This is a genomic window from Undibacterium sp. RTI2.2 (assembly GCF_035018705.1).
GTDB lineage: Bacteria > Pseudomonadota > Gammaproteobacteria > Burkholderiales > Burkholderiaceae_D > Undibacterium.
In genome coordinates this window covers 1-25553 of sequence record NZ_JASJXN010000008.1, presented here as the reverse complement: position 1 = coordinate 25553, position 25553 = coordinate 1, and the positions used below count along the sequence as shown (strand labels likewise).

At 48.6% G+C, this 25553-nt stretch carries 20 protein-coding genes and 2 tRNA genes; 6 read left to right on the top strand and 16 right to left on the bottom strand.

From position 1 onward, the window contains the following. Positions 1–41 precede the first annotated feature (41 nt). The 7 genes from QN395_RS06175 to QN395_RS06145 form a co-directional block, all read right to left on the bottom strand. Complete coding sequence (locus QN395_RS06175) at positions 42–1178, bottom strand: acyl-CoA dehydrogenase family protein (RefSeq protein ID WP_322120421.1); 1137 nt, start codon at positions 1176–1178, stop codon at positions 42–44. A 58-nt stretch (positions 1179–1236) separates the two neighbouring features. Then, on the bottom strand, positions 1237–1905 hold the full coding sequence (locus QN395_RS06170; protein ID WP_322120422.1) for an SDR family oxidoreductase: 669 nt from the start codon (positions 1903–1905) through the stop codon (positions 1237–1239). A gap of 60 nt (positions 1906–1965) precedes the next feature. Next, positions 1966–3147, bottom strand: a complete 1182-nt coding sequence (locus QN395_RS06165) for an acetyl-CoA C-acetyltransferase (protein WP_322120423.1) — start codon at positions 3145–3147, stop codon at positions 1966–1968. 49 nt (positions 3148–3196) lie between these two features. After that, the gene (aceK, locus tag QN395_RS06160; RefSeq protein ID WP_322120424.1) at positions 3197–5011 is read right to left on the bottom strand and encodes a bifunctional isocitrate dehydrogenase kinase/phosphatase; all 1815 of its coding nucleotides are present in this window, start codon (positions 5009–5011) and stop codon (positions 3197–3199) included. 96 nt (positions 5012–5107) lie between these two features. Beyond that, entirely contained in the window at positions 5108–6076 is a 969-nt protein-coding gene (locus tag QN395_RS06155; protein ID WP_323491790.1) for a pyridoxal-phosphate dependent enzyme, read from the bottom strand. Between the two features lie 281 nt (positions 6077–6357). Then, the gene (locus tag QN395_RS06150) at positions 6358–7542 is read right to left on the bottom strand and encodes an isovaleryl-CoA dehydrogenase (protein ID WP_322120426.1); all 1185 of its coding nucleotides are present in this window, start codon (positions 7540–7542) and stop codon (positions 6358–6360) included. Positions 7543–7695: 153 nt separating this feature from the next. Further along, positions 7696–8094, bottom strand: a complete 399-nt coding sequence (locus tag QN395_RS06145; RefSeq protein ID WP_322120427.1) for a MerR family DNA-binding transcriptional regulator — start codon at positions 8092–8094, stop codon at positions 7696–7698. 407 nt (positions 8095–8501) lie between these two features. Between QN395_RS06145 and QN395_RS06140 the strand changes: the two genes are divergently transcribed. From QN395_RS06140 to QN395_RS06120, 5 genes are all read left to right on the top strand, one after another. Next, positions 8502–9572, top strand: coding sequence for an MBL fold metallo-hydrolase (locus QN395_RS06140; RefSeq protein WP_322120428.1), 1071 nt, complete (start codon positions 8502–8504; stop codon positions 9570–9572). A gap of 225 nt (positions 9573–9797) precedes the next feature. Then, complete coding sequence (locus QN395_RS06135) at positions 9798–10709, top strand: DMT family transporter (RefSeq protein ID WP_322120429.1); 912 nt, start codon at positions 9798–9800, stop codon at positions 10707–10709. 389 nt (positions 10710–11098) lie between these two features. After that, the gene (locus QN395_RS06130; protein ID WP_323491789.1) at positions 11099–13240 is read left to right on the top strand and encodes a PAS-domain containing protein; all 2142 of its coding nucleotides are present in this window, start codon (positions 11099–11101) and stop codon (positions 13238–13240) included. A gap of 131 nt (positions 13241–13371) precedes the next feature. Continuing rightward, positions 13372–13776 carry a DUF3224 domain-containing protein gene (locus QN395_RS06125; protein WP_322120431.1) on the top strand — a complete coding sequence of 135 codons (405 nt, stop codon included), beginning with the start codon at positions 13372–13374 and terminating at the stop codon, positions 13774–13776. Between the two features lie 71 nt (positions 13777–13847). Further along, a complete protein-coding gene (locus tag QN395_RS06120; protein ID WP_322120432.1) occupies positions 13848–14144 on the top strand; it encodes a hypothetical protein in 297 nt (98 codons plus the stop codon). 397 nt (positions 14145–14541) lie between these two features. Here the strand turns inward: QN395_RS06120 and QN395_RS06115 are convergent, their stop codons facing one another. From QN395_RS06115 to QN395_RS06085, 7 genes are all read right to left on the bottom strand, one after another. Further along, the gene (locus QN395_RS06115) at positions 14542–16866 is read right to left on the bottom strand and encodes a TonB-dependent receptor (protein ID WP_322120433.1); all 2325 of its coding nucleotides are present in this window, start codon (positions 16864–16866) and stop codon (positions 14542–14544) included. A gap of 766 nt (positions 16867–17632) precedes the next feature. Then, a complete protein-coding gene (locus QN395_RS06110; protein ID WP_323491788.1) occupies positions 17633–18475 on the bottom strand; it encodes a helical backbone metal receptor in 843 nt (280 codons plus the stop codon). 115 nt (positions 18476–18590) lie between these two features. Continuing rightward, positions 18591–19370: an SDR family oxidoreductase gene (locus QN395_RS06105; protein WP_322120435.1), complete on the bottom strand. Its 780-nt coding sequence runs from the start codon at positions 19368–19370 to the stop codon at positions 18591–18593. A gap of 63 nt (positions 19371–19433) precedes the next feature. Beyond that, complete coding sequence (locus QN395_RS06100) at positions 19434–20198, bottom strand: thiol:disulfide interchange protein DsbA/DsbL (protein ID WP_323491787.1); 765 nt, start codon at positions 20196–20198, stop codon at positions 19434–19436. Between the two features lie 55 nt (positions 20199–20253). Continuing rightward, the gene (locus tag QN395_RS06095; RefSeq protein WP_322120437.1) at positions 20254–20958 is read right to left on the bottom strand and encodes an SPOR domain-containing protein; all 705 of its coding nucleotides are present in this window, start codon (positions 20956–20958) and stop codon (positions 20254–20256) included. Between the two features lie 171 nt (positions 20959–21129). After that, positions 21130–22842 (bottom strand): arginine--tRNA ligase, encoded by a 1713-nt coding sequence (gene argS / locus QN395_RS06090; protein WP_323491786.1) that lies wholly within the window; start codon positions 22840–22842, stop codon positions 21130–21132. Between the two features lie 446 nt (positions 22843–23288). After that, complete coding sequence (locus tag QN395_RS06085) at positions 23289–23852, bottom strand: DUF6622 family protein (protein WP_322120439.1); 564 nt, start codon at positions 23850–23852, stop codon at positions 23289–23291. Positions 23853–23986: 134 nt separating this feature from the next. Between QN395_RS06085 and QN395_RS06080 the strand changes: the two genes are divergently transcribed. Then, positions 23987–24898 (top strand): recombination-associated protein RdgC, encoded by a 912-nt coding sequence (locus QN395_RS06080; RefSeq protein ID WP_322120440.1) that lies wholly within the window; start codon positions 23987–23989, stop codon positions 24896–24898. A 223-nt stretch (positions 24899–25121) separates the two neighbouring features. Here QN395_RS06080 and QN395_RS06075 read toward each other — a convergent pair. Both QN395_RS06075 and QN395_RS06070 read right to left on the bottom strand, forming a co-directional pair. Continuing rightward, positions 25122–25198: transfer RNA gene (locus QN395_RS06075), tRNA-Asp, on the bottom strand. A gap of 36 nt (positions 25199–25234) precedes the next feature. Continuing rightward, positions 25235–25310: transfer RNA gene (locus tag QN395_RS06070), tRNA-Val, on the bottom strand. Positions 25311–25553 lie beyond the last annotated feature (243 nt).

Genomic DNA, 25553 nt, shown 5'->3' with positions numbered 1-25553 from the left:
ACAGCGGTTTATTCATTCTGCCGCTTGCGGGAGAGTGAACTTTAACCATGCGCTAACGCACGTCCAATCAGGATTTTTTGGATATCTGAAGTGCCTTCATAGATTTGGCAAACCCGCACATCACGGTAAATCCGCTCGACGGGAAAATCGCTGACGTAGCCATAACCACCGTGCACTTGTATCGCATCGGAGCAGACTTTTTCTGCCATTTCAGATGCAAACAATTTCGCCATTGCCGCCTCTTTCAGACAAGGCTTGCCTGCGTCTTTTAAACTGGCGGCATGCCAAATCAGTTGACGGGCAGCTTCGATCTGGGTCGCCATATCGGCCAGTTTGAACTGTACCGATTGATGATCAAAAATCGCTTTACCAAAACTGGTACGGTCTTTGGCATACGCCAGAGCAGCCTCAAATGCAGCGCGTGCCATACCCACTGATTGCGAGGCAATCCCGATACGTCCGCCCTCTAAACCGGATAAGGCAATTTTGTAACCCATGCCTTCTTCGCCAATCAAATTCTCAGCTGGAATACGACAATTTTCAAATAAAATTTGCGCCGTATCGGAAGAGTGCTGCCCCATTTTTTGTTCCAGACTGGCGACGATATAACCCGGTGTATTAGTTGGCACCCAAAAAGCGCTGATACCTTTTTTACCTGCAGCTTTGTCCGTAACTGCCATGACAATGGCGACGTCCGCATGTTTGCCACTGGTGATGAATTGCTTGACACCGTTCAATACGTATTCGTTGCCTTCTTTCTTCGCTGTAGTACGAAGATCGGCAGCATCGCTGCCTGCATGCGGCTCGGTCAGACAGAAAGCACCAAGCATCTTGCCACTGGCCAGCGGTCGCAGCCATTGCTCTTTTTGGGCATCGTTCGCATACATCATTGCGATGCTGCACACGGGACAATTGTTGACCGATACCACGGTAGAAGTTCCACCGTCACCGGCGGCAATTTCTTCCAGTACCAGCGCCAGAGACAGATAATCCATACCGGCACCGCCAAGCTCTTCCGGCACGGCGACACCATAAGCACCCATCTGCGCTAGTTCTTTTAATTCTGCGGCAGGGAAGTGGTGCTCTTTATCCCAACGCGCCGCGTTGGGCACTAATTTTTCCTGAGCAAAGGCGCGAATAGCATCGCGTATCATTTCGTGTTCTGGCGTTAATAACATGCTTAGTCTCGTGATTTTTATGGATTGCTAATGACTTACTAACTTATTTACCCGCTTGCTACCAGCTTATACCCGTGCCGTCGTAATTAAAGAACTGCCCATTATCTTTTGCGGTAAAAGCAGCCAGACTAGCGCGTATGCCGCTGGCACTTTGTTCCACCGTGATATCTGCACCAGCACCACCCATATCAGTTTGTACCCAACCTGGATGGAAGGCAACGCAGACAACATGTTTTGCTTCCAGCGAGACATCTTTTAACACTGAATTGAGAGCGGCTTTACTAGCGCGATACAACCATCCGCTGGAACTCTCACGCAAGCTGATTGATCCCATACGTGACGAAATCACTGCCAGCTTACCTTTGGTGTTTTCTACGAGAGGCAACACCATCGGTAAGATACGCATCGCAGCCAGAACGTTGGTATGCATGACCTCGTCAAAATGATTTTCATCCGGTGAAGTTAAGCCAGAAATACGTGGCCCGTAGACACCGGCATTCAAAATTGCGACATCAATTTTTTCGTCATCCAGCCGCCAGCCTAATCCCGCGCAATCGTTGAGATTGGTGACATCCAGCGGTAAAGCCTCACATCCCGCCGCTTGTAACGTCGCCAGATCTTCCGGTTTGCGAGCAGTGGCGATGACGCGCCACCCGGCAGCTTTGTATTGCTTTGCCAGTTCGTGGCCGATACCGCGAGAGGCACCGAGAATTAAGGCTGTTGGCATTATTTTTCCGAAGATAGAAGATAAAAATTGAGTTTGTTGATCGGGTGCGCTGAGTACTATTTAAACCAGCTCAATTGCCATCGCAGTACCTTCACCGCCGCCAATACATAGTGAAGCGACACCACGTTTTTTACCTTGTTTTTTCAACGCACCGATCAAAGTGATAATGATACGGGCACCTGATGCGCCAATAGGATGACCCAGTGCACAAGCACCGCCGTGAACATTAATCTTGTCATGAGAAATGCCGAGGTCTTTCATCGCCGCCATTGGCACTGCTGCGAAGGCTTCATTGATCTCAAATAAATCGACATCGGCAGTTGTCCAGCCAATTTTTTTATACAGCTTTTCTATCGCGCCGATGGGTGCTGTGGTGAACCAACCTGGTTCTTGCGCATGGCTGGCGTGACCGAGGATTTTAGCGATCGGTGTCAAGCCGAGTTCTTTGGCTTTAGACTCACGCATCAAGACCAGTGCAGCGGCACCGTCGTTGATCGATGAAGAAGATGCAGCAGTGATCGTGCCGTCTTTTTTAAACGCTGGCTTTAATGCCGGAATTTTATCGAGCTTGGCTTTGAGCGGACCTTCATCTTTGTCGATAACGACATCACCACTGCGGCCAGATACCGTCACAGGAGCGATTTCCCATGCAAAAGAACCATCGGCAGTCGCTGCTTGTGCGCGCTTGACAGAGGCGATTGCAAACGCATCTTGCTCTTCGCGGCTGAACTGGTATTTGGCTGAGCAATCCTCGGCAAAAGTGCCCATTGATCTGCCTTTGTCGTATGCATCTTCCAGACCATCCAGCATCATGTGGTCGTACATCATGCCGTGACCGATACGATAACCGCCACGCGCTTTTGGAATCAGATACGGTGCGTTGGTCATCGATTCCATACCGCCGCTGACCATGACTTCATTGCTGCCCGCAAGAATGGAGTCAAACGCCATCATGGTTGCCTTCATCGCAGAGCCACACATTTTTGATAAGGTAACCGCACCGGTAGACATGGGCAAACCAGCAGCCAATGCAGCTTGGCGCGCTGGCGCCTGACCTTGACCTGCCATCAGACAGTTACCGAACAAAACTTCTTCAATCAGTTCTGGTTTAACACCAGAGCGCTCGACTGCCGCCTTGATCGCTACTGCACCTAATTGACTAGCGGTGACAGAAGAAAAATCGCCCTGAAATGCACCCATAGGTGTGCGTGCGGCGCCGACGATAACGATAGGATCATTCATGTGATATCTCCAAAAAATTGTTTGTAAAGATGAAGCGAACTTTTGTGAATTATTTTTGCGAACTCTGTGTTTTCAACTCATTTAACTGATGCAGTTGAGTTTGATGGCTGAAGCGTACTTCTTGCGGATAAGGGAAAACATCATCCACTTTGCCCGCCATAATGCGTAGCTTGCGCGTTTGCCAGTAATCTGCTGTCAGTAAATCGGCATGATGCTTCATAAAATACTGCCGCACCTTGGGGTTGCCCAATAAGAAAGGGCCGAACTGTTCTGGGAATACATCATTTTTTGCGACTGGATACCATGGCTCCGACGCCATCTCGTCTTCTTCATTACGCGCTTGCGGAATCACGCGAAAATTACAATCGCTAACGTATTCAATCTCATCATAATCATAGAACACGACACGGCTATGGCGCGTCACGCCAAAGTTTTTATACAGCATATCGCCAGGGAAAATGTTTGCCGCGACTAGCTCTTTAATGGCGTTGCCGTATTCAAAAATACCGTGCTCAATGGCCGCATCATCGCCGCTTTTCTCTGCTTCGCCCAAGAAAATATTTAAGGGCACCATCCGTCTTTCGATATACAGATGTTTGATGATGATTTCGTCGTCCTCTTCCTCTACGATGGAGGGCGCATATTGCTTGATTTCTGCCAGCAACTCTTCAGAAAAACGGGCTCGTGGAAACGCGACATCCGAGTATTCCAGCGTGTCTGCCATACGTCCAACGCGATCATGATTTTTGACCAGCTGGTATTTTTCTTTGATCAGCGCTTTGGTGGTTTCTTTCGGTGGCGGGAAGCTATCTTTTATCAGCTTGAACACATACGGGAACGACGGCAAAGCAAACACCAGCATCACTAGACCGCGGATACCGGGTGCGGCTTCGATGCGGTCTGAAGAGTATTTGAGGTGATGCAAAAAGTCACGGTAGAACAAATTTTTGCCATGCTTTTGTAAACCCAGTATCGTGTAAATTTCGCTACGCGGCTTCTTCGGCAAAATGCTGCGGATGAACTGCACATAGGCCGATGGCACCAGCATGTCCACCATGAAATAAGCACGGGTGAACGAGAACAAAATCGTGATCTGTATCGTGTCAAACAGAATGGTATCAAGCACCAATTCACCCTTACGATTGTGCAGAATCGGAATGATAAAAGGTGATTCTTTATTCCCGTTAATCCGTTTGCCGACGATGTAAGCTCCCTTATTGCGGAAGAACAAATTCGCCAGTACCTGGATCTGATGATTTGGCTCTAATTTATCGCTTTCTAGCAGCACTTTTAAACGCTCAGCGACGAACTCTACATCCCTGTCCAAATCCGCAAAACTGGCTTTGAGCTGGAAATTAGTGATGATACGTTTGAGTGTGTAATGCAAGCCATCTTTGGCGGGGTAATACACGCGATAAGTTGGTGGCGTGTCTTTGTTCTCGATGTATTCGGTAGAAACTGCAGGGCGTACAAAAATAAAATCATTATGGAAGTAATTCCGGTGCAGCATCTTGGTACAGACCGTATTGAAAAATGTCTCTGCCAGTTCCGGTTGCAAATGGTCGATCAGCAAACCCATGTAATGCAGCTTCACTTCGCGCCAGACCTGATCTGTCAGGTCCTCTTGCTCGTACTCGTCTTCCAGCGTTTGTACACATTCTTTCACGCGTTTGTCGTAATAGCCGATCCGTTCACGCGCTGCATTTTGTGCGGCCTTCCAGTTGCCGGTTTCAAAATCACTTTTTGCAGTCTGGCTGGAGGCGCGGAACAAACGGTAATGTTTGTCGAAGCCATCCATGATCGTACGCGCAATATCGAACGCGATCTGAGAGGACAACAATTTAGGGAAGGCGACTTGGGGCATAGTGTCTTAGTGTCGGGGCAATTTTGGTACGGATTTAGCTTCGGATTTAGCCTTAACAGCGGCGGCAGAATTCAAAAGTTTCATATTCGCTCTGGGTTACAAACTCGGCTGCAAACTAGACTGCAGTTTGATCAGGTTCGCCAAGTCTACCCCCATACCACCGCAGACGACGATCAAGGGTCGCTGATATTGCGCCAAGATCGCAAGCTCTTGATACGCTACGGCCAAAGCAGCGCCACAAGCAGGCTCCACCAAAGTACGCATATCGTCAGCAAAACTCAGGCACGCCTGTATCGCCTGTGCGTCGCTGACAGTGACCGCATGGATCTGATGGGTTTGAGTATGATCAAAAGCCTGCTGCGCTACCCGTCGCGCACCCAATATGCTGGCAATGGAGGTAATCGCAGGCAAGGTCACCAGCTCATCCGCCTGCACTGCTGCATGTAACGATGCGGCGCCCTCAGTTTCTACTGCAATCACCGGAATATTCGCTGCGCCATTGCGTTGCAAACCCTGCACGATGCCGCTGAGTAAGCCACCACCGCCGACCGAGCAAATCACCACATCAAAATCATGTCCTGCCTGCACTACTTCATCAATGAGCGTGGCATTGCCATCCCAGATATCAGGGTGATCAAACGGCGGGATATACACTGCATTCGGGTCCTGGCACAGCTTAAGCGCGAGTTGATTTGCCTCGTCCCATTGCGTGCCTTCGACAATCAGTTCCGCACCGATTGCGCGAATTGCCTCACGCACATTCTCGGGTGTCGAGTGTGGGACGACGATGGTGGTGCGTACTGCCAGGGCGGCGCCCGCCACAGCAGCGGCAAATCCGGCGTTGCCGCCGGACGGACAAACCAGATGCGTCGCGCCATTGGCGACCGCGCGCTGGCACATCAAACCAATCCCGCGCAGCTTGAATGAGCCCGAAGGCTGCGTGTTTTCCATCTTCAGCCAGACTGCTTTACGTAACTGCGCCGACAACTTGCGATGCTGTAGCAATGGTGTCTGGATGTGTAGAGTAGCTGGCAAAGTAGTTAACATGGCAAGTGAGCTATTCATCGAAGCTGGTTGGCGAATGATTGAAGCATGAGAAAAAGACCGGATTATTGCGCTAACGTAAAAAGTTGATTCTGCAAAAGTATCGACATATTTTAATATACTCCCCAATATATTTTATAAATATGCCTTATTGTCCATTGATTCTAAGGACAACTTAAATATACCTAGTGGGAGTATCTTTTAATTCGACATCAACACACTGGCAAAACCGGTACAAATACCCCATCCATCTTGCCAGCGCACATCTGCTTCCCCGCCTTATTTCAAGGACGGATAATCCCTTACTTCGTCTCTGCAAACAACTCTCGACCGATCAACATACGACGGATTTCGCTGGTGCCTGCGCCGATTTCATACAGCTTCGCATCACGCCATAAACGTCCGACGGGATATTCATTGATGTAACCGTTGCCGCCCAGAGTCTGAATCGCTTCGCCCGCCATCCAGGTGGCTTTTTCTGCGGAGTACAAAATCGCGCCAGCGGCATCTTTGCGCATCGCACGCACCGCCTCTGGTGTTTTGGCTCGGTCGCAGGCCTGACCAACGGCATACACATAGGCTTTGCAAGCCATCATGGTGGAATACATATCCGCCAGTTTGCCCTGCATTAACTGGAATTCGCCGATAGGCTGACCGAATTGTTTGCGGTCATGCACATACGGCACAACGGCATCCATACAGGCTTGCATGATTCCGAGCGGACCACCGGACAATACGGCGCGCTCAAAATCCAGACCTGACATCAATACGTTGACACCTTTGCCCAGACCGCCAAGGACGTTTTCTGCTGGCACTTCGCAATCTTGGAATACCAGCTCACCCGTGTGGGAGCCGCGCATGCCGAGTTTGTCGAGTTTTTGCGCGATGCTAAAACCTTTAAAACCTTTTTCGATCAGGAAAGCGGTCATGCCGCGTGGACCCGCCTCCAGATCATTCTTGGCGTACACCACCAACGTATCCGCATCGGGGCCATTCGTAATCCACATTTTGGTGCCATTCAATACCCAGCGATCGCCTTTAAAATCAGCACGTAATTTCATGCTGACGACGTCTGATCCTGCATTGGGTTCGGACATAGCCAATGCACCAATATGCTCACCAGAAATCAGTTTTGGAAGGTATTTAGCTTTTTGCTCAGGTGATCCGTTGCGATTGATCTGGTTGATACACAGATTAGAATGCGCGCCGTAAGACAAGCCGACGGAAGCAGAGGCGCGGGAAATTTCTTCCATCGCGATGATGTGCGCCAGATAACCCATATTGGCGCCGCCGTATTCTTCTGAAACGGTCATACCATGCACACCTAGATCGCCCAGTTTGCGCCATAAATCCATAGGGAACTGGTCACTGCGGTCAATCTCAGCCGCGCGCGGTGCGATTTCTGCCTCCGCAAATTGCTGGATTGCTTCACGCAAGGCGGCGATGTCTTCGCCATGATCAAACGTTAAACCTGGGAGATGCAGCATGTCGTCCTCACTTTTTATGTTGAATGTGTTACCAGATAATGATTATCGCAGCGAAATTCTATACAAACTCGATGGAAATGCAGCCAAAAATCATACTTCAAATTGACGTTTACGTAAACGTCAATCATATTTCTAAAATGCAAACTGGTAGTTTTACTTATTCTCAGAATGAGCTGCCAGCGTCAACAAGCGATTGCTCTCTTCTTCATGTGCGCTGATTTCTGCCAGCATAACTTCAATATCTTCACGCTGTTGCTCCAAGGCAGCGCGATGGCGCGCTAAAACACTTAAAAAGCTTTGTAACTGCGGTGCTGTGTCCTTGGGTGAGCCGTACATATCGACCAGACTCTTGATGTCAGACAAGCTCAGACCGAGACGTTTGCCGCGCAGGGTTAGTTTGAGATGCGTCCTTTCGCGGGCGGTATAGACGCGGTTGCGTCCGCTGGGACCGTCCCGCGTGGGGCTGATCAGACCTTGATCTTCGTAAAAACGAATCGCCCGCGGGGTAATGTCAAATTCTCGTGCGAGGTCGGTAATTGTGTAGGTGGCCATGTTGATCAAGTCGGGAAATCAGAATAGTAGACAAAACATCGGACAAAACAGGAAAGCGGTTTTCTGGCTACAATCGCAGGCACTGCTTGCAAACGGCGACTGTACGTTGGTATTGCGCGCTGATATTGCAGGCAAATAATCGTCGCAAATAATTGTTGTAAGTAAGCTGCACATGAACGTTTGCATTCAGCTTGCATTTACGCTTGGTATTTATGCTTGGTATTTACGCTCGGCATTTACGTTAACGTAAGCGTCAAACTGCCTGAAATCGCATTGTAGGATATTCCTTGGCGCATGTGTGCCGAAAAATAGGATTTCCCAGAATGCCCTCATGCTCGCCGACTGACCTTCAATTAAATGCAAAACGAACACAACAAGAAATCACATCACGAGACCAGAAAACCGCTATGAATCCTCTTGAACTGCAACTCGATTATCCGCTGGGCGACACCTTGCCCGACTTGGGCAAAACCATCGTCATCGCGCCGGGCGTGTTGTGGATCAGGATGGGCTTACCGTTTGCGCTGAACCATATCAATTTGTGGTTGATTGAAGATGATTACGAGGGCGAGCATGGCGTAGTGCAGGGCTGGACTGCGATTGACTGCGGCATCTCCAGCGAGCCGACGCGCGATGCATGGGAAGCCTTATTCAGTGATCCTGCACTCGGCCTGCGCGGTCTGCCGATTGTGCGGGTACTGGCAACGCATTGTCATCCCGATCATATTGGTCTGGCGGATTGGTTATGCCAACGCTGGCAAGCACCGCTGTGGATGACGGCGGGTGAGTACGCATTTGCCCGCATGATGTCGGCTAGCTTGCCGGGCGCCGATGGCAGCGCGATGTTTCCGCATTTTAAAAAACACGGTATGGTGTCGGAGATGCAAGAGCAGATTGCCGAGCGTAAAAGTTATTACACCACGCTAGTGCCAAGCGTGCCGACGGCATATCGGCGCATGCAAGAAGGCCGGGACGTGCGGATTGGCGGGCATGACTGGCAAATCATTACCGGCTTCGGCCATTCACCGGAGCATGCCTCGTTGTATTGCGCAGCGCTGAATCTGCTGATCTCCGGCGACATGGTGTTGCCACGTATCTCGACCAATGTGTCGGTGTTTGCGATTGAGCCGGAAGCCAATCCAGTGCAGCAATATCTGGATTCGCTGGCAAAATATGCATCCTTGCCGGACGACGTGTTAATACTCCCGTCGCATGGCAAACCTTTTCGCGGCTTGCATACCCGCATCCAGCAACTGAATGACCATCACCGCGACCGTCTGGCAGAAGTCGTCGCGGCCTGTGCGACCGAAAAATCCGCGGCAGATATCGTCCCTATCATGTTTCCACGCGCACTGGACGCACATCAACTGACGTTCGCCTTGGGTGAAGCGCTGGCGCATTTACATAAGTTGTGGTTCGATGGAGTACTGCGCCGCAACTTGGGTGCTGACGGAATTATGCGATTTGTCACTGCCTAACTGATAACTATACTAGGTAGGGGTAAGTTACATCAATGCCGTATTGTCCATATTTTATTTGGACAATACGACTAATTAAACCGATACTCCCCAAATTTTAAATAATCAAGCTGAAATTTAGCGAATCATCTGGCGGCGAACCTCATGCGGCATTAAGACCTTTTGCTACCTTGGTGAGCAACTCAGCACGACCCAACTTATCATCCTTCACATCCTCCTCTACTCATGCCTAACACCACGCATCCAGCGCCCGTCAGCACCTATAGCACTTATATCAAACTCGTCTTCGTCGCGTTGTTCTGGGGCGGCACTTTTATCGCTGGCAAAGTGGTGGTGCAACAAATCCCGCATCTGATTGTGGCGACCGGACGTTTCTTGGTTGCCAGCAGTTTGTTGCTGCTGATGGCGTGGCGTTTGGAAGGCGGCTTGCCCAAACTGACACGACAGCAAATGCATGCGACTTTTGCGCTGGGTGCGACTGGGATTTTTTTATATAACATTTGCTTTTTCTCCGCGCTGGAGCGCATGCCCGCTGGTCGCACCGCCTTGTTCGTGGCGCTCAATCCCATCATCACGGCGCTGGCGCTGGCGGCGTTTTTTGGTGAGCGTTTGGGCTTTAGAAAATGGCTGGGCATTGCCATTGCGTTTGTCGGTGCGGCCATCGTGATCACCCGCGGCGATCTGGCTGGCGCCTGGCATGACATCGCACAATCTGTCGGTGCGGGCGAATTATTTATGTTTACCGGCGTTTGCGCTTGGGCGGCTTACACTATCATCGGTCGCCATGCGCTCAAAGGTCTCAGCCCGATTGCCGCTACCGCTTACGCGGCGCTGTGGGGCTTGTTGTTGCTGGCATGTGGCGCGCTGTTTGAAATCCGCGACGTCAACTGGCAGCACTTTACCTGGCCCGCTGTGGCGGCGATTGCGTATCTGGGCGCCATCGGTACGGTGGTTGGTTTTGTCTGGTATTACGAAGGCGTAAAAACCATAGGTCCGGCGCGCACGGCGGTGTTTAATAATCTGGTGCCGGTATTTGGCATCAGCCTAAGCGCGCTCTTGCTGGGAGAGCCGGTTCTGGTGTCGATGGTGATTGGCGGTTTACTGGTGATTGCGGGCGTGTCACTGACCAATAAATAAATCGGTGACCAAATGATGCAAAACCAGCACAGATTTTTATACCCTTTTTACTCGCTCGTTTCCCGCACGGCCAAGATACTCCCCATTATTTTTCATAAAAACAGCCAATCGTCTATTTAATATATGGACAATCTAAATATACTCATAGCGGGTATATTTTTTATCTGCTCTGTATATCCAAATATCACGCATGCGATTTAAAAAATCGCTCTATTTTTTGTTGTCATTTTGTACTATTCTAAGCGCTAAGACTTCGCTTTCGCTGAGATCAAACGCAGCCACAAGCAAGCTGACGCAAAAAACAAAATAGGGAGTCGTATGCAACAGCGCCCGCACCACTCCGTTTGGCTAAGTCCGTATGCTGTTGCGGATCATTTGCGTGCCACGCGATGACGCCCGATAACAATTCTGGCGGGCAGATGTTTGGCGCTGCCAGCGTTTCTAAAGAGGCGATCTACCATGCGATGGTGGAGCAATCGCTAGACGGTTTGATCGTAATGGAAAATAACCAGCTAGTGGATTGCAATCCCAGTGCCGAGCGTCTGTATGGCGCGACCCGGGCGCAATTGATGTTTAAATCGCCAGTTGATTTCTCTGCGCCCTACCAGGCTGATGGTAGAGATTCCCCCAGTGCTGCCGAATTTTATGTGCGGCTGGCGGTAGCAGGTTATCCCCAACGCTTTGAGTGGATCGCCCGCAAATTGGACGGCACTTTATTCCCTACCGAATTGTGTATCAGTCGCTTGATTGACGGCGACATCATCAGAATCATTATCGTCGTGCGCGATCTGACAGAACGCCAACGCACCGAGCAAGAGTCCTTGCGCAGAAGCCGACAGCTGCAAATTTTGCTGGATAATTTTCCGGGCGGTGTCAGCTTGATGGATGACAGCGGTTATCTGGTGGCATGGAACCAGACCATGGTCAACATACTCGATCTGCCGCCAGCATTGATTGAACAAAGAATGCCGCATATTCAAGAGATTCTTCGCTTCAATATTGCGCGCGGTGAATTTAGCGAATTCGGCAACAACGATGCCCAGCGATTTCAGTACATTTTAGGTCTGCTTGAACGAAAAACACCATTTAGCTATGAGCGCACGCGCAGCGACGGCAGTATTCTTGAGGTACGTAGTTCACCGATCAGTAGCGGCGGCTTTGTCACTACCTGTGTCGATATCACCGCCAAACGTAGTATTCAATCCGAATATAAGCGCCAGTCACTGTTGCTACAAACGATATTAAGCAATATGCCGCAAGGTATCAGCGTGTTTGACCAAGACCTGCGCCTGCAAACCTGGAACCAAGGATTTTTAGACATCCTCGATTACGACCCGGCCAGTATTTATCGTGGTGTCCATTTTGCGGATTTGTTACGCATCATGGCCGAGCGTGGCGAATATGGCGACGGCAATATCGACGATTTAATCCAGCAACGTCTGGCCTTGGCGATGCGCTTTGAAGCCCACCAATTTGAGCGAGCCCGTCCTAACGGACATACGCATCTGGTGCAGGGCAATCCGATTTATGAAGACATCAATGTCGATATTCATGAGGATAAAAGCGAAAATAAAAACGATGGCAACGCAGATCGCAACCCGGGTCAAAAACTAAGTGGATTTATCACCACCTACACCGACATTACCAACCTCAAAGCCGCCGAGCTGGCGCTATCCAAAGCCAATGCCTTGTTAGAGCAAAATGTCGCTGATCGCACCAGCGAATTGCGCATCGCTTTAAATGATTTAATCCGTAGCGAAAAATTAGCCGCACTGGGTTCGCTGGTGGCTGGCGTGGCGCATGAGCTGAACACACCGATTGGCAATAGCTTGCTGATTTCTAGCACGCTCAAAGAACGTACAACAGAATTTACCGCCTTGTTAGAACAAGGCCAGATTAAACGCTCTTTGCTGATCAATTATCTGCAAGAAGCCGAGCAAGCATCGGCGCTGCTAGAGCGCGGCTTAAGCAGTGCGGCAGAATTAATCAGGAGTTTTAAACAAGTTGCAGTAGATCAGGCGAGTTCTAAGCGACGGCCTTTTAATCTGAAAAAAATCAGTCAAGATATCCTTGCAACAGTAATTATCAAAATCCAGCAAGCAGGCATACAAATGCAGTTGGATATTGCTGACGATATCGAGATGGATAGTTATCCGGGTCCGCTGGAACAAGTCATCAGCAATCTGATCGACAACGCCATCTTGCATGGCTTTGAGCAATTTACAAATCCAGAGAGCGGCACCATGCATTTATCCGCAAAACGACTTGACCAGGAGACGCTGGAAATCCGCTTTCAAGATAATGGTATTGGCATACCGGACGAGGATTTGTCGCGCATCTTTGACCCTTTTTTCACCACCAAACTAGGGCGCGGCGGCAGCGGACTTGGTTTGAATATTGTGTACAACATCGTGACCTCGCTGCTGGGCGGCAAAATCAGTGTAGAAAGTCATTATGGCCAGGGCGCATGCTTTATTTTGCATTTGCCGCTGGTCGCACCGACGGAAGATACTAAGCATAGCAAAGAGTAAAGTGGACTTCTGAAAATTCAAATCAGAGCCAACAAGCAAATCAATATAAGAATCAATTTTTGAAGCAATTTTTGAATCTATTTTTGAATCTATTTTTGCGTGAGCACAGAAATCAGCTACCAGGGAACATCATGACCACCAAAGCAACGGGCACATTTGAAGTCACTTTATCGGCACTGACATTACACCACGGCGAGGCCGTCGCGATGATGGGCAGGCGCTCAATTGATAAACAGTTTCAGGGCGATTTAGTCGGCGCAAGCCAAGGCGAAATGCTGAGTATCGGTACCGAGGTAAAAGGATCGGCGGCGTATGTCGCCATAGAATATGTCACCGGATCGTTGCACGGTCGCAGCGGCAGTTTTGCGCTCCAGCACAACGGCATCATGAATCGTGGCGCACCACAGTTATTAGTAACCGTGGTACCAGATTCTGGTACGGGGGAATTACGTGGCTTGACCGGCAAGCTGATGATTAATATCGCCGATGGGAAACATGCCTACGATTTTGATTACGACTTTGCTCAGGAAGATTAATCGTATCGACAGCTATTGCTATCGTTATTCGCAATGTTGCTGCATGCTCCAAAAATCGACATTTCCCCTTCATGCCTAAAAATCAAATTAAGCTATTCGTGGTGTATGCTATCTGCATGATGATGTTGATGTTATGGATTGAACACAGCACCAGATATCACGCCTTGCGGGAGCCACTCGGCGCACTATTTGGCGCTTGGCTGCCCATAGGCTTGTCGATATTTGGTATTCAGAACGGATGGGTGATTGGTAAGTTCTCTATCATTGATCGTGATAACAGCCCGATCAGCTTCTGGATCATTATTGCAGCTGGTTTTATGCTTGGTGTATTCCTGCTTTATCGTGGTGTGTCGGGGCTATTGCGTTGAGACAGTATTAATCCACGCAAGATGTTTTTGTAATTTGCTCATGTAATTTGGTTTTAATAGTTCGTTTTAACCCAGATTTTCCATTGGAACAGCGACAAGTGTGTCTTTGGAGGACTGGCTGGCTAGACGCGACGACGACGCAAGCTGCATCTTGCTAGGAGGAGCAACAACGCCAGGCAGTTCGCCAAAGGTGCCATTGTCGCTGTAGCGTTCCCACTCAAATCGCGGTGGTGCTATCCCTCTGAAGACCTCACGCCGTCTGCGTTTCTGCGAAGTGATAGCGGTCTAATGGAAAATCTGGGTTTAATAGGTCTGATATTGAGCCGCAATCGAAGTTTGATCTGGCAATGGTGCAAAAAAAAGGGAGCTTTCGCTCCCTTTTTTATTTCGTCATCAATTACATTTTTGCAGACAAGCTTAAGCCTACAGTCAACGGACGAACGCGGTAACCTTCGCTGACAAACTGGACATTAGGACGTTGAATTACCTTGTCGTTGTTCAGCAGATTTTTTGCAAACAAGGACAACTCCCACGTACCCCAAGTTGCGCCAACGCTGGCATCTACGGTGCTGTAAGCAGGGCGATCATAGTCAGGATCGGTGTGTACCAGACTACCGTGGCTACTGCCTACCCAATGTACCGCTGCACGAGCGAAGCCGTAAGTATCATTGGCAAGATCAAAGTTGTATTGACCTGTCAGGCTGGCATTGTATTTAGGTACGCCTTGAATAGCATCGCCAGAGACTGCACCGATAGATGGAATGTCGCTGGACAACTTGGCATCGGTGTAACCGCCGGAGAAGCCGATCAGGACGTTGGAACTTGGCTTGGCTTTAACTTCAAATTCAAAGCCATAGCTTTTTGCTTTGCCGACGTTGGTCTCAAAGTCGAAACCGCAACCTGGCAAGGACACGTCTTGTTGTAGCTTGTTCCAGTCAATGTAAAACGCGGCCAAATTAACAGATAAACGGTTGCCCATCAAACGCGATTTGCTACCGACTTCATAGCTCCATAATTTGTCTGGATCAAATGAGGTTGGTGCCGAAGTTAAGTTCAGATTTTTAAAGTCTGCGGCACAAACCGAGACTGGAATTGCGCGGTTTTGTCCACCCAAACGGAAGCCCTGGCTGGCACTGGCGTACAAATTATTATTAGGATCGACTTGCCATGTAATCGCAAATTTAGGGGTAGTTGCCTTGAAGTTGGAACTGGCATCCGAGTGCGCAGGTCCGCCGGCAAAGAAGAAGTCACCATCACGCGACAAGGAATCCGTCGCCCGCAAATAGCGAGCACCGACGGTAGCATGCAGCGTTGGGCTAAAGTAGTAATTAACCTCACCAAACAAGGCGGTCTGCTCTGTACGGTAATGACGTCCGCTGAAATAAGAGTTGTCACCTGGGAAGGAAGAACCTAACAAGTTAGGATCAGCGGGGTTCACGCCTGCATTAGCAAACGCCTTGTTGATGCCAAACACTGGCTCGTTATCCAACACATTGGTTTTTAAATTGGAATAAAACAAACCACCAATCCAGGTAAAGGGAGAAACCTTCGGATCATATGGTTTAGAAGTCAAACGTACCTCTTGCGAGAACTGACGAACCTGATTATTCAGATAGACGGCAGAAGGTAATGCGGCAACCGTATCACCCAGTCCGGCAGGTGCATTCGGCAAGCTGCTAATCAGGCCACCGATATAGCTACTGTTGACGACGGTGCCGTCTTGAGTGCGATCAAAGTCACGTTGAAATAAGCTTGATACCGATACCAGATCAGCAAAACCCATGTCGTAATTGATGGTCAGGCTAGGTACAGTCAACTTGTCGGTACCTGGTTCTCTGACGATTTTGTTGGTTTGATTGCCAGGCAACGACGTGTAGAAAGCATCGATGTCGGCGGTCTTTACTTCTTGGTAAAAGATCGCTGGCGTAATCGTCAACTCCTTGGTTGGCGACCACTTTAAAGCGATTCTGGCGACGGAACTTTCTTCCGAGTTAATGCCGGAAGCGACCACTTTGCCATTGGTAGGAGAAACCTGATCGACATAGCCGCTGTTACGCCCTTTTTGCAGGCCAATCCGCAATGCCATTTCATCTTTGATCAATGGCATATTGAATACGCCGTTGACGGTGTAATTGGTGCCGCCGCCTTTGGTGGAGGAGACTTCGCTATACAAATTGGCCTCACGCTCGTTAAAGATAGGCTGATTGGTGATGAACTTCAGCGTGCCACCCATGGAGCTGGCACCATACAAAGTACCTTGCGGGCCACGTAACACTTCGATGCGATCCAGATCAAACAGTTTTGGTTCGGCGCTACCCAAGCTGTACAGATTGCGCGTCGTCATCGACACGTCGTCCATATACACGCCAACGGTGGCCGAACCTGCGGCGGAGCTGACGCCGCGGATTTCAATATTGTTCAGACCAGCGCCGGAACCGCTGGCACCAGAGAAAGAGACGTTAGGAATCGCCCGGGTGACGTCGCCGATGTCGGTAATATGTTGCCCGACGATATCGTCGCCGCGGATGACTGAAATACTCAGCGGTACTTTGCTGGCATCTTCTTTACGCTTTTGGGCGGTTACTGTGACGGTATCAATTTGCTCAGTACGTTTTGCCGCACCAGCTGTGGCATCCGTCGTTGTTTGAGCATAAGCGGAACTTGCAAAAATGGAGGAAATCGCCGCCGCAAGGCAAGCTAGTTTGCCGTTATATGAGTGCATGTTTTAAGGCCTTATTTAAAAGTCTGGTTGAGTGTAGCTTTTGCTGAGCTAGTGATTAAATTTAAAAAGAAAGCTTGAAAATTGAAATCGACACTGGAATGTTGCGTGTCCGGCAAACCTAGCCGTCTTCAAGCCATCTTTATCTTGCAGGAATTGCTTAAGTTGTATAGCTGACTCAAAGGTAGCATGAAGTGCGGAGGCGGAAAAGGAAGCCAGCTGGCAGTGTGGTATTAATGGTATACATCGAATATCGATCAAAAATGCTTCACCATGGAGCAAAAAACAAATGCTTTAACCAATAAATACGTGGCGAAATTCTCCGTAAAAAAAATCCTCAATGTCATTGTTTATTCCATTTTTGTAGCCTACAAAACAATCGGATATTTATATACTCCCATTAAATTTGTCTAAAATTACCTTATTGACCAATAATTATATGGACAACTAAAATATACCCTCCTAGAGTATATTTAACTCATGCATCAATTTTGAATCTGAGATTTACCCGAAAAGGGAACCAGGCGAGAAAAAATGCGCGCTGTCTTTTCATTTTTATTTATCTGTATGACGAGGCACTTTTCTCGGGCAAGACAAGTTCCGCCTTAAGAGAGTGCGGGCATGCACTTACATCGCTCTTACGCAAATAGATAAATAGAGGTAATTGAGTAAAAATGGAGTTTGCAGGATGTAAAAATAAGATGTCTGAAGCACTCTTATAAACCAATTTATACATAAAACTCAGCTGCGCGCGAAACGCTTTGCCATGTTAAAGCGACCTTAAATATGCCAACCCAGCAATCGCGCGGCTGCCGTACCAGGACAGCATTTCGCCATCTACCAGCTGAACTGGTTTGCCGATTTGCTGCTCTAAAGCGTCAACATGGATTTCTGTAAACCGATAGGGTTCGGTCGAGAGCAAAACGCCGTCAATCTCGCTGGCTACTTGATCGCTCCACTCAAACCGGGGATAGCGCTCGGTGGACTGTGGATGCTGCCAGGTTTTCCAGCCGATCAGAGACAACATATTGGCAATATAAGTATCGCTGGACACCGTCATCCACGGGTCTTTCCAGATGCAATACAGCATGGTTTGTGGTAGTGCGATTTGCGCCGGCGGTGCTAGCTCAGTGTCGTGCTCAGTGTCAGGCTTGGTGTCAGGCTTGGTGTCAGGCTTGGTGTGGAGCTGAGCGTAGTTTTTTTCAAACTCGGCGCAGAGTTTTTCAGCGGCTGGTGCGACCTGAAAAATATCGCCAAGCAAACGATACAGGGCAAGATTGTCACGCGGTGTGATGGGATGGGTGACGACGATATGTGGAATAAATGCGGCAAGTTGATCAACGGTGGGCTTTTGGTTTTCATCGATGTTGACGATGAGATGGGTAGGCGCAAGGCGACGGATTTTCTCGATATTGACATCTTTAGTGCCACCGATTTTGGGGATGGTTTTGACAATATCTGCCGGATGAATACAAAAACCTGTACGACCGACCAGCCAGGGAGCCAGCCCCAGATCGCACAGCAATTCGGTAATTGACGGCACCAGACTAACGATGCGCGGATTGACATCAGCGGGGAGATGGGCCTGACCCGTAGCATCAATTAGCGGCATATTTACTATACTCCCCCGTTATTTCACAAAAAACTGCTTAATGCCCAATGATATTATGGACAATTAAAATATACTTATTAGGAGTATATTTCATTCAAATTCTACAAAGATGTCATCAGGATTCATTTGCACGCGGTTTTCTGCGTGCTTTGGCAAAAACACGATCATAAAGCCAATTAGGAAGCACGCGCATTAGCTTGGCAACTACGCCCATTTGCCAGGGGATAATCCGGTAAGAATCACCACGATCAATCGCAGCAACGGCTGACTTGGCAAAGGCCTCAACCGGCATTAAAAATGGCATAGGATAAGGGTTGTCACGTGTCATCGGGGTATCAATATAACCTGGTGCAATGGTCACCACTTTGATGCCGCTTGAGCGCAACTCGACGCGCAACGACTCGCAATAACTGATCACCGCCGCCTTGGAGGCGCTGTAGGCTTCAGCCCCCGGCAAGCCGCGTATGCCGGCGACACTGCCGATACCGACCAGACGGCAATCTTGCTGTTTGGCGTAGCCTTGCATCGACGCGATAAACGGCGCAAAGGTGGCGACGGTCGCAATTAGATTGGTCTCTATGACGCGAGCAAAGACCGGAATATCTTCGGCATGCTCAGTCAAAGTTCCGACAGAAATACCCGCATTCGCAACCACGACATTCACTTGACCGACCGCCTGAATAAAATCCGTAGCAGCCTTGGCCAGCGCAGCGTGATCGGTAACATCTAAAGGGTAAATTTGATGCTTGTCTGCGTTGGGCAAGCTTTGTCGTAATTGTTCCAATACGTCCTGACGGCGTGCGACCAAACCAAGCACCGCACCTTGCTCCGCAAAACTACGCGCCAGTGCTGCGCCGATACCGGAAGATGCGCCTGTGATAAATACTGTTTGCATATAAAAAAAGTCCGTCATTAACTGACGGACTTCCTTAAATTATTACCTACCCAAATCGGGAAATTATTTCTTTTTTGCAGCGTCTTTTGCCGCTGGTGCTGGCGTTACTTTACTTGCTGCCGGTGCTGCCGCAGCAGGTGCATTTTTGTCCTTCAAGACTTTATTAAACAAGAAATCCAGAACTTGAATACCGGCGACATTTTGTGCATCTTCAGTCACACGTCCCAAACCCTTTGCTGCCATTGCAGGGCCAGTCATATAACGACCATCGACTGCAAACATTGGCACGCTATCGATACGGTAAGCATCTTGCATCTGTGCTGAGCGATTGACTTTGCTTTGCACTGCGAACGAGTTATAAACGTCCATAAATTTTTGTTTATCCAGACCCGATTTCGTCACAAATTCCATAATATCGGCATCGCTTTGCAAGCGGTTACGCTCAATGTGGAGTGCAGCAAACGCCTTGGCATGGAATTCTTCTATTTTACCCATGGCTTCTAAGGTGTAATACAGTTTTTGCTGCGTGACCAAGTCGTGAAAGTTGACATGGATACGTTTAAAAACAATATTGTCACCTTGCTTTTTTACCCATGCGGCGATCACTGGCTCTAATGCATTGCAATGCGGGCAGAAGTAGCCAAAGAATTCGATCACTTCTACTTTTTTCCCACCTTCGGCCGGCTGCGGGCGATCTAATACAGTGTATTCAACACCATTTTGTGGCATTGTGGGGCTTGCGCTAGCGGTCGCAGCGACAAAACCTAAGCCCAGACCAAACCCAATTACTAACAACATTTTTTGTGTCATTTGACGGATTGAACGCATCACTTTTCCTTTATATTATTCAAGAATATGTCTTGCTATTGCAACTGACTCAGAACTACTTAGCGGTACGGACCACTGCGACATCCACACTGTTTTCAGACAACTTTGCGCGCATTCGGTTCATTGTTTCGATCTGATTAAATGGACCAATCCGAACTCGATACAGCGTACCATTATCCGAGGGCTTTTCGCTGACACGAGCCTCAAAACCGATCAATGCCAGCTTGGCGCGGGCACTCTCTGCGTCGGCCTGATCACGGAATGCACCTGCTTGCAGATAGTAGACGTATTTGTCATCAACAGTATCGCCCGCTCTGGTGGCATCGGCTGGTTTAACTTCGGCCTTGTCTTGCGTGGCGATGGCTGGCTTGGCGATCTCGGCTGGCTTGCTGTCTACTTTAGCATCTGGAAGTTTGTTTCCGACAGCGTTGCCAGGCGTAGCCGCTACATTACTAACATTGGCAACAGCGTCCGGGGCTTTAGGAGCATCCACAGGTTTTACAAAATCCTTAGCCGCCTCTTTTACCGCGTCTTTATTCCCATACATAGGCTTATTGGGATCTTGCACTTGAGTCACTGGTATATCTGCGGCTTTCGCGCCTTTGTTGGTAAAAGGCGTGGAAGATTTGGTAATCAATAATGCGACGGCGACGGCGATTGCCAAGCCGATGACTAAACCGACGATCAGTCCTAGCAAGGTACCGCCATGCTGACGGACGGTTTTAATAGTTTGATAGCGATGATAAGAAAGCGATTTCATGCGTCTCCGATTTAATAGGTCTTAAATGACTTTATATTGACACTTAGATTGGTAGTTATGTTCAGACTTAAATTCCCACATAGACAAATATTATTTCAGCGTAGTGCATTGATCAATATTGATAGATATTGATAAAAATGCGCTGTCGCTGAAATAATTCACCGAAGCTCTCTACATTTTATTCGGCGCCGATACGCCAATCAAGGCGAGTCCGTTACGCAAGACCTGGCGGGTTGCCAGCATCAAAGCCAGACGTGCCATTTTGGTCGCTTCATCATCGACCAAAATCCGTTCGGCATTGTAATAGCTATGCAGCTCGCCTGCCAGATCGCGCAAATAGAAAGCGATCTGATGCGGCCCCAACTCGTCCAGCGCTTTTTGCAAGGCTTCTGGATATTCTGCCAGTTTTGCCAACAAGGCGGCTTCCCGTACGGCAGTAAGGGGTGACAAATCGACGTCTTTTAACTTCGCCAGCACATCTTCATCGCTGCTGTATTGCGCCAGCACGGAGCAAATCCGGGCATGGGCGTATTGCACGTAATACACAGGATTTTCATCTGAACTCGCTAAGGCGACGTCAACATCGAACACGAATTCGGTATCGGCCTTGCGCGAAATCAGGAAGAAGCGCACTGCATCCCGACCTTTAACGACATCGCCATTACCAGACCAATCAATCAGATCACGCACCGTGACATAGGAGCCTGCGCGCTTAGAGATTTTGACCTCGGCACCGTCCTTCATGACGGTGACCATTTTATGCAGCACATAGTCAGGATAGCCTAGCGGAACGCTCACATTGGCAGCTTGCAAACCGCCGCGCACGCGCGCAATGGTGCCGTGATGGTCGCTACCCATAATGTTGATCGCCTTCTGGAAACCACGTTGCCATTTGACGATGTGGTATGCAACGTCAGGGACAAAATAAGTATAAGTTCCGTCAGACTTCTTCATGACGCGATCTTTGTCGTCGCCATATTCTGTGCTGCGCAACCATAAGGCGCCATCGAGTTCGTAAGTTTTGCCAGCTTTGATTAGGGCTTCTACTGCGGCTTCTACTTTCCCATCTTTATATAGGGAGGTTTCTAAGTAGTAGTTATTAAACTTCACGCCAAATGCGAGCAAATCCATATCCTGTTCGTTACGCAGATAGGTCACGCTGAACTGGCGGATAGAATCGATATCGTCGACATTGCCAGTGGCAGTAACAGGTGCGCCATCGCTTGCAGAAACCGTCTTTTTCGCTAAAAAGTCGAGTGCGATCTCAGCAATATAATCGCCGTTATAAGCTGACTCTGGCCAACCTGCTTCACCCGGCTTGAAGCCTTTGGCGCGTGCTTGCACGGACAAAGCGAGGTTTGCAATTTGTACGCCGGCATCGTTGTAATAAAACTCCCGCGTGACGTCATAGCCTTGTGCCTCAAATAAGGCGGACATCGCGTCGCCCAACGCACCTTGGCGTCCATGACCGACATGCAAAGGTCCGGTTGGATTGGCAGAGACAAATTCGATGATGACTTTCTTACCTGCGCCTTGGTCACTTTTACCAAAATCTGCGGTTTGCTCTAATACCGTTTTGGCGATGGCTTGCTTAGCGGCGTCTGTCAGACGAATATTGATAAAGCCCGGACCAGCGATTTCGGCAGCGGCGATCAAGCTACTGGATTGCGCCATAATTGCGGCAACAATGGCCTGCGCCAGTTCACGTGGATTTTTTTTGAGCGGTTTGGCAATTTGCATTGCGATATTGCAAGCGATGTCGCCGTGCGAAGCGTCGCGCGGGCGTTCCAATACGATATTTGGCGTTAAATCGCTGCCAACCAACAAAGGCTGAACAGCGAGTTGGAATAGTTTGGAAATTTCTTGTTTTTGTTGAGCTAGCATAGTGTGCGCGCACCTCGCGTTAAGGCTGAGGTATAGGTAGGTGTGTATGTAAAGAGACAGCAAACATTATACTGTCTTGCACACTCAAAGTCCGTATTGGCGTTGGACGAGCTGGTGAAGAGCTAGCAGATACCCGTTGATTGAGGTCTGATTAGTCAGGACAGTTTTGCGTAAGTCCTGATTGGCGTCTGATTGATCGTCGATTGCCTGAGAAGACTTTACCTGATTTGGACTGGAAACTAGCTACATAATTAGTGCAACATGAAAAAGACGTTTAAATATACTCCTTACAGTATATTTAAACGTCCATATAATCGTTGGACATTTAAGCATATTTTCAAAAATATTGGGGTAGTATATTATTTCCCGCACGTTATTTGCATTCTTGCCTGACGGTTGCTTCAGTCAGATCGCGCACTACAAGCCTGACGGTCGCCACCTTATTTTTAAGCCAGAGATTGTGCTGATCGCTGGGCTGTAGGAGCATTTTCTTCTTTATAACGCTGAACAATGGCCAGCATCTTTCCCATAAATACACCGTTTAAGATGCCAAACAGTACACAACAAATTATGACAAACAGAGATTCTGTTTTCCAGTGCGTATCTATCGCCAACATCACATTCACGCAATATTTGATCATGAAAATAGCCATCATCAATGCTAAGGGCACCCAGCTTCCTGTCAGATGAACTTTTGATTCAGCCCGCATCACGCTGACTGTGGTGCTTTTGGATAATTTCCAGGTCAACGCGGTGACCAAAATATAGCTGAGGCCCCAGCTCACTAGCGCAAGGGGCCTGATACCAAAGTTACTCAGCATCCCTTGCAGCGACAAGCCAAGCATCACGATAGGAATAATGCAAATTGACTTCAGGCTAACGACGCGGTCCTTGCTGGCAATGACACCGCGATAAATTAAAAATCCCAGAATTGCCCAGACCCAGAGTGGCGTATGTGTGATGATTTGACTTAACATTTTATTTCTCCCAGTGATGTAGTGATGCTGCATGGTGACATTTCATCTTCTGCGTGCCGAATCATTTGCGACCAACGAACACCAGATGTCGTGAAACACTTCGGGAATGGTGTGAATGCACCTTACCTAACGTGTAAAATGGATTGTTTTACTAGCTGAGATTATTTATGTGGTTTAAGAACTTACAGATTTTTCGTCTTCCTAGTCCTTTGCAAATAGATGTAGAGGAACTGAATGCGCAACTTGCAAAACAAGCATTTTCGCAATGCGCTTCAGGCGACATGCAAAGCGAAGGTTGGGCATCTCCGCGCGACAATGATCTTTTAGTCCATAGCGTGGGTAGCCAATTGTTCTTACTGCTTGCGACGGAAAAGAAATTATTACCTTCCACGGTGATCAATCAAGTGACGAAAGCACGCGCTATTGAACTGGAAGAGCAGCAAGGATTTGCGCCAGGCCGCAAGGCAATGAAAGATTTAAAGGAGCGTGTAACAGAAGAATTGTTACCACGCGCCTTCGGTATCAAGCGCACAAGCTGGGTATGGATTGATCCTGACCACGGCTGGCTGGTGATTGATTCATCTAGCCCAAACAAGGCAGACGAAGTAATTAAACTTCTACTGAAATGCACCAGCAAATTACCGTTAGAGAGTTTGCGTGTAACAATGTCGCCTACGGCCGCGATGACAGATTGGCTAGTCGGCAATGAAGCGCCAAAAGGTTTCACCATAGATCAGGACACAGAATTAAGAGCGCATACCGAAGATAAGGCGACCGTCCGTTATGTTCGCCATACTCTGGATGCAGATGATGTACAGCGGCATATTGCGGCGGGTAAACAATGCACTAAGCTAGCATTGACCTGGAACGACCGGATCTCATTTGTACTGACAGAAACACTGGCGATTAAACGTATTAAACCGCTGGATATTCTGGATGAAGATACCGATAAACGTACCAGCAATGATGAGGAGCGTTTTGATGCCGACTTCATGCTAATGAGTGCCGAATTGGCTAGCATGCTGGACGATTTGGTATTCGCGCTTGGCGGGGAAATTTCTACTGCGATAGCAGCTTAAGATTAAAGTTAGTGCTAGTAGCACACCATTATTTCACTAGTTATGAAATTGACTCGATCAGCCATAACTCGGAGATATTGGTGCGCTAAACATAGTTTGGATATGATATTTTTATTCTGATGTATTTGTGCAGGTAAATAGAAACCATTTACGAGAAGCATTCACCAGAAATAGAAATACGGCCATAAAAAAAGACGAGCAATTTGCTCGTCTTTTTTTGTTCTGGCGGAGCGGACGGGGCTCGAACCCGCGACCCCCGGCGTGACAGGCCGGTATTCTAACCAACTGAACTACCACTCCGAAACTACTTAACCTTTGTACTACAAGCTTATCTGATGGTGGGTGCTGAGAGGCTCGAACTCCCGACCTACGCCTTGTAAGGGCGCCGCTCTACCAACTGAGCTAAGCACCCGATCTGCTTAATTCAGATAATCTTCATCGTTTGTCACCACGACTACAGAAGCAAGATTATACTGCTTCTACTATCCCACTGTCCAGATATTTTTCACATAATTTCCACTATTTACTGGGAACGTCTGTCATTTCTATCTGTACGCACTGGCTACTCATGAATTAAAGCAAAATTCTAAAAAGGCAAAAGCCCTTAACTCGGATGGAGTTAAGGGCTTTGCGGAATAAAAGCCTGACGATGACC

What these genes read in the sequence shown, in the direction of transcription:
- QN395_RS06175 (WP_322120421.1), bottom strand. Translation starts at nt 1,178, where the DNA reads ATGTTATTAACGCCAGAACACGAAATGATACGCGATGCTATTCGCGCC.
- QN395_RS06170 (WP_322120422.1), bottom strand. Translation starts at nt 1,905, where the DNA reads ATGCCAACAGCCTTAATTCTCGGTGCCTCTCGCGGTATCGGCCACGAA.
- QN395_RS06165 (WP_322120423.1), bottom strand. Translation starts at nt 3,147, where the DNA reads ATGAATGATCCTATCGTTATCGTCGGCGCCGCACGCACACCTATGGGT.
- aceK (WP_322120424.1), bottom strand. Translation starts at nt 5,011, where the DNA reads ATGCCCCAAGTCGCCTTCCCTAAATTGTTGTCCTCTCAGATCGCGTTC.
- QN395_RS06155 (WP_323491790.1), bottom strand. Translation starts at nt 6,076, where the DNA reads ATGAATAGCTCACTTGCCATGTTAACTACTTTGCCAGCTACTCTACAC.
- QN395_RS06150 (WP_322120426.1), bottom strand. Translation starts at nt 7,542, where the DNA reads ATGCTGCATCTCCCAGGTTTAACGTTTGATCATGGCGAAGACATCGCC.
- QN395_RS06145 (WP_322120427.1), bottom strand. Translation starts at nt 8,094, where the DNA reads ATGGCCACCTACACAATTACCGACCTCGCACGAGAATTTGACATTACC.
- QN395_RS06140 (WP_322120428.1), top strand. Translation starts at nt 8,502, where the DNA reads ATGAATCCTCTTGAACTGCAACTCGATTATCCGCTGGGCGACACCTTG.
- QN395_RS06135 (WP_322120429.1), top strand. Translation starts at nt 9,798, where the DNA reads ATGCCTAACACCACGCATCCAGCGCCCGTCAGCACCTATAGCACTTAT.
- QN395_RS06130 (WP_323491789.1), top strand. Translation starts at nt 11,099, where the DNA reads ATGACGCCCGATAACAATTCTGGCGGGCAGATGTTTGGCGCTGCCAGC.
- QN395_RS06125 (WP_322120431.1), top strand. Translation starts at nt 13,372, where the DNA reads ATGACCACCAAAGCAACGGGCACATTTGAAGTCACTTTATCGGCACTG.
- QN395_RS06120 (WP_322120432.1), top strand. Translation starts at nt 13,848, where the DNA reads ATGCCTAAAAATCAAATTAAGCTATTCGTGGTGTATGCTATCTGCATG.
- QN395_RS06115 (WP_322120433.1), bottom strand. Translation starts at nt 16,866, where the DNA reads ATGCACTCATATAACGGCAAACTAGCTTGCCTTGCGGCGGCGATTTCC.
- QN395_RS06110 (WP_323491788.1), bottom strand. Translation starts at nt 18,475, where the DNA reads ATGCCGCTAATTGATGCTACGGGTCAGGCCCATCTCCCCGCTGATGTC.
- QN395_RS06105 (WP_322120435.1), bottom strand. Translation starts at nt 19,370, where the DNA reads ATGCAAACAGTATTTATCACAGGCGCATCTTCCGGTATCGGCGCAGCA.
- QN395_RS06100 (WP_323491787.1), bottom strand. Translation starts at nt 20,198, where the DNA reads ATGCGTTCAATCCGTCAAATGACACAAAAAATGTTGTTAGTAATTGGG.
- QN395_RS06095 (WP_322120437.1), bottom strand. Translation starts at nt 20,958, where the DNA reads ATGAAATCGCTTTCTTATCATCGCTATCAAACTATTAAAACCGTCCGT.
- argS (WP_323491786.1), bottom strand. Translation starts at nt 22,842, where the DNA reads ATGCTAGCTCAACAAAAACAAGAAATTTCCAAACTATTCCAACTCGCT.
- QN395_RS06085 (WP_322120439.1), bottom strand. Translation starts at nt 23,852, where the DNA reads ATGCAGCATCACTACATCACTGGGAGAAATAAAATGTTAAGTCAAATC.
- QN395_RS06080 (WP_322120440.1), top strand. Translation starts at nt 23,987, where the DNA reads ATGTGGTTTAAGAACTTACAGATTTTTCGTCTTCCTAGTCCTTTGCAA.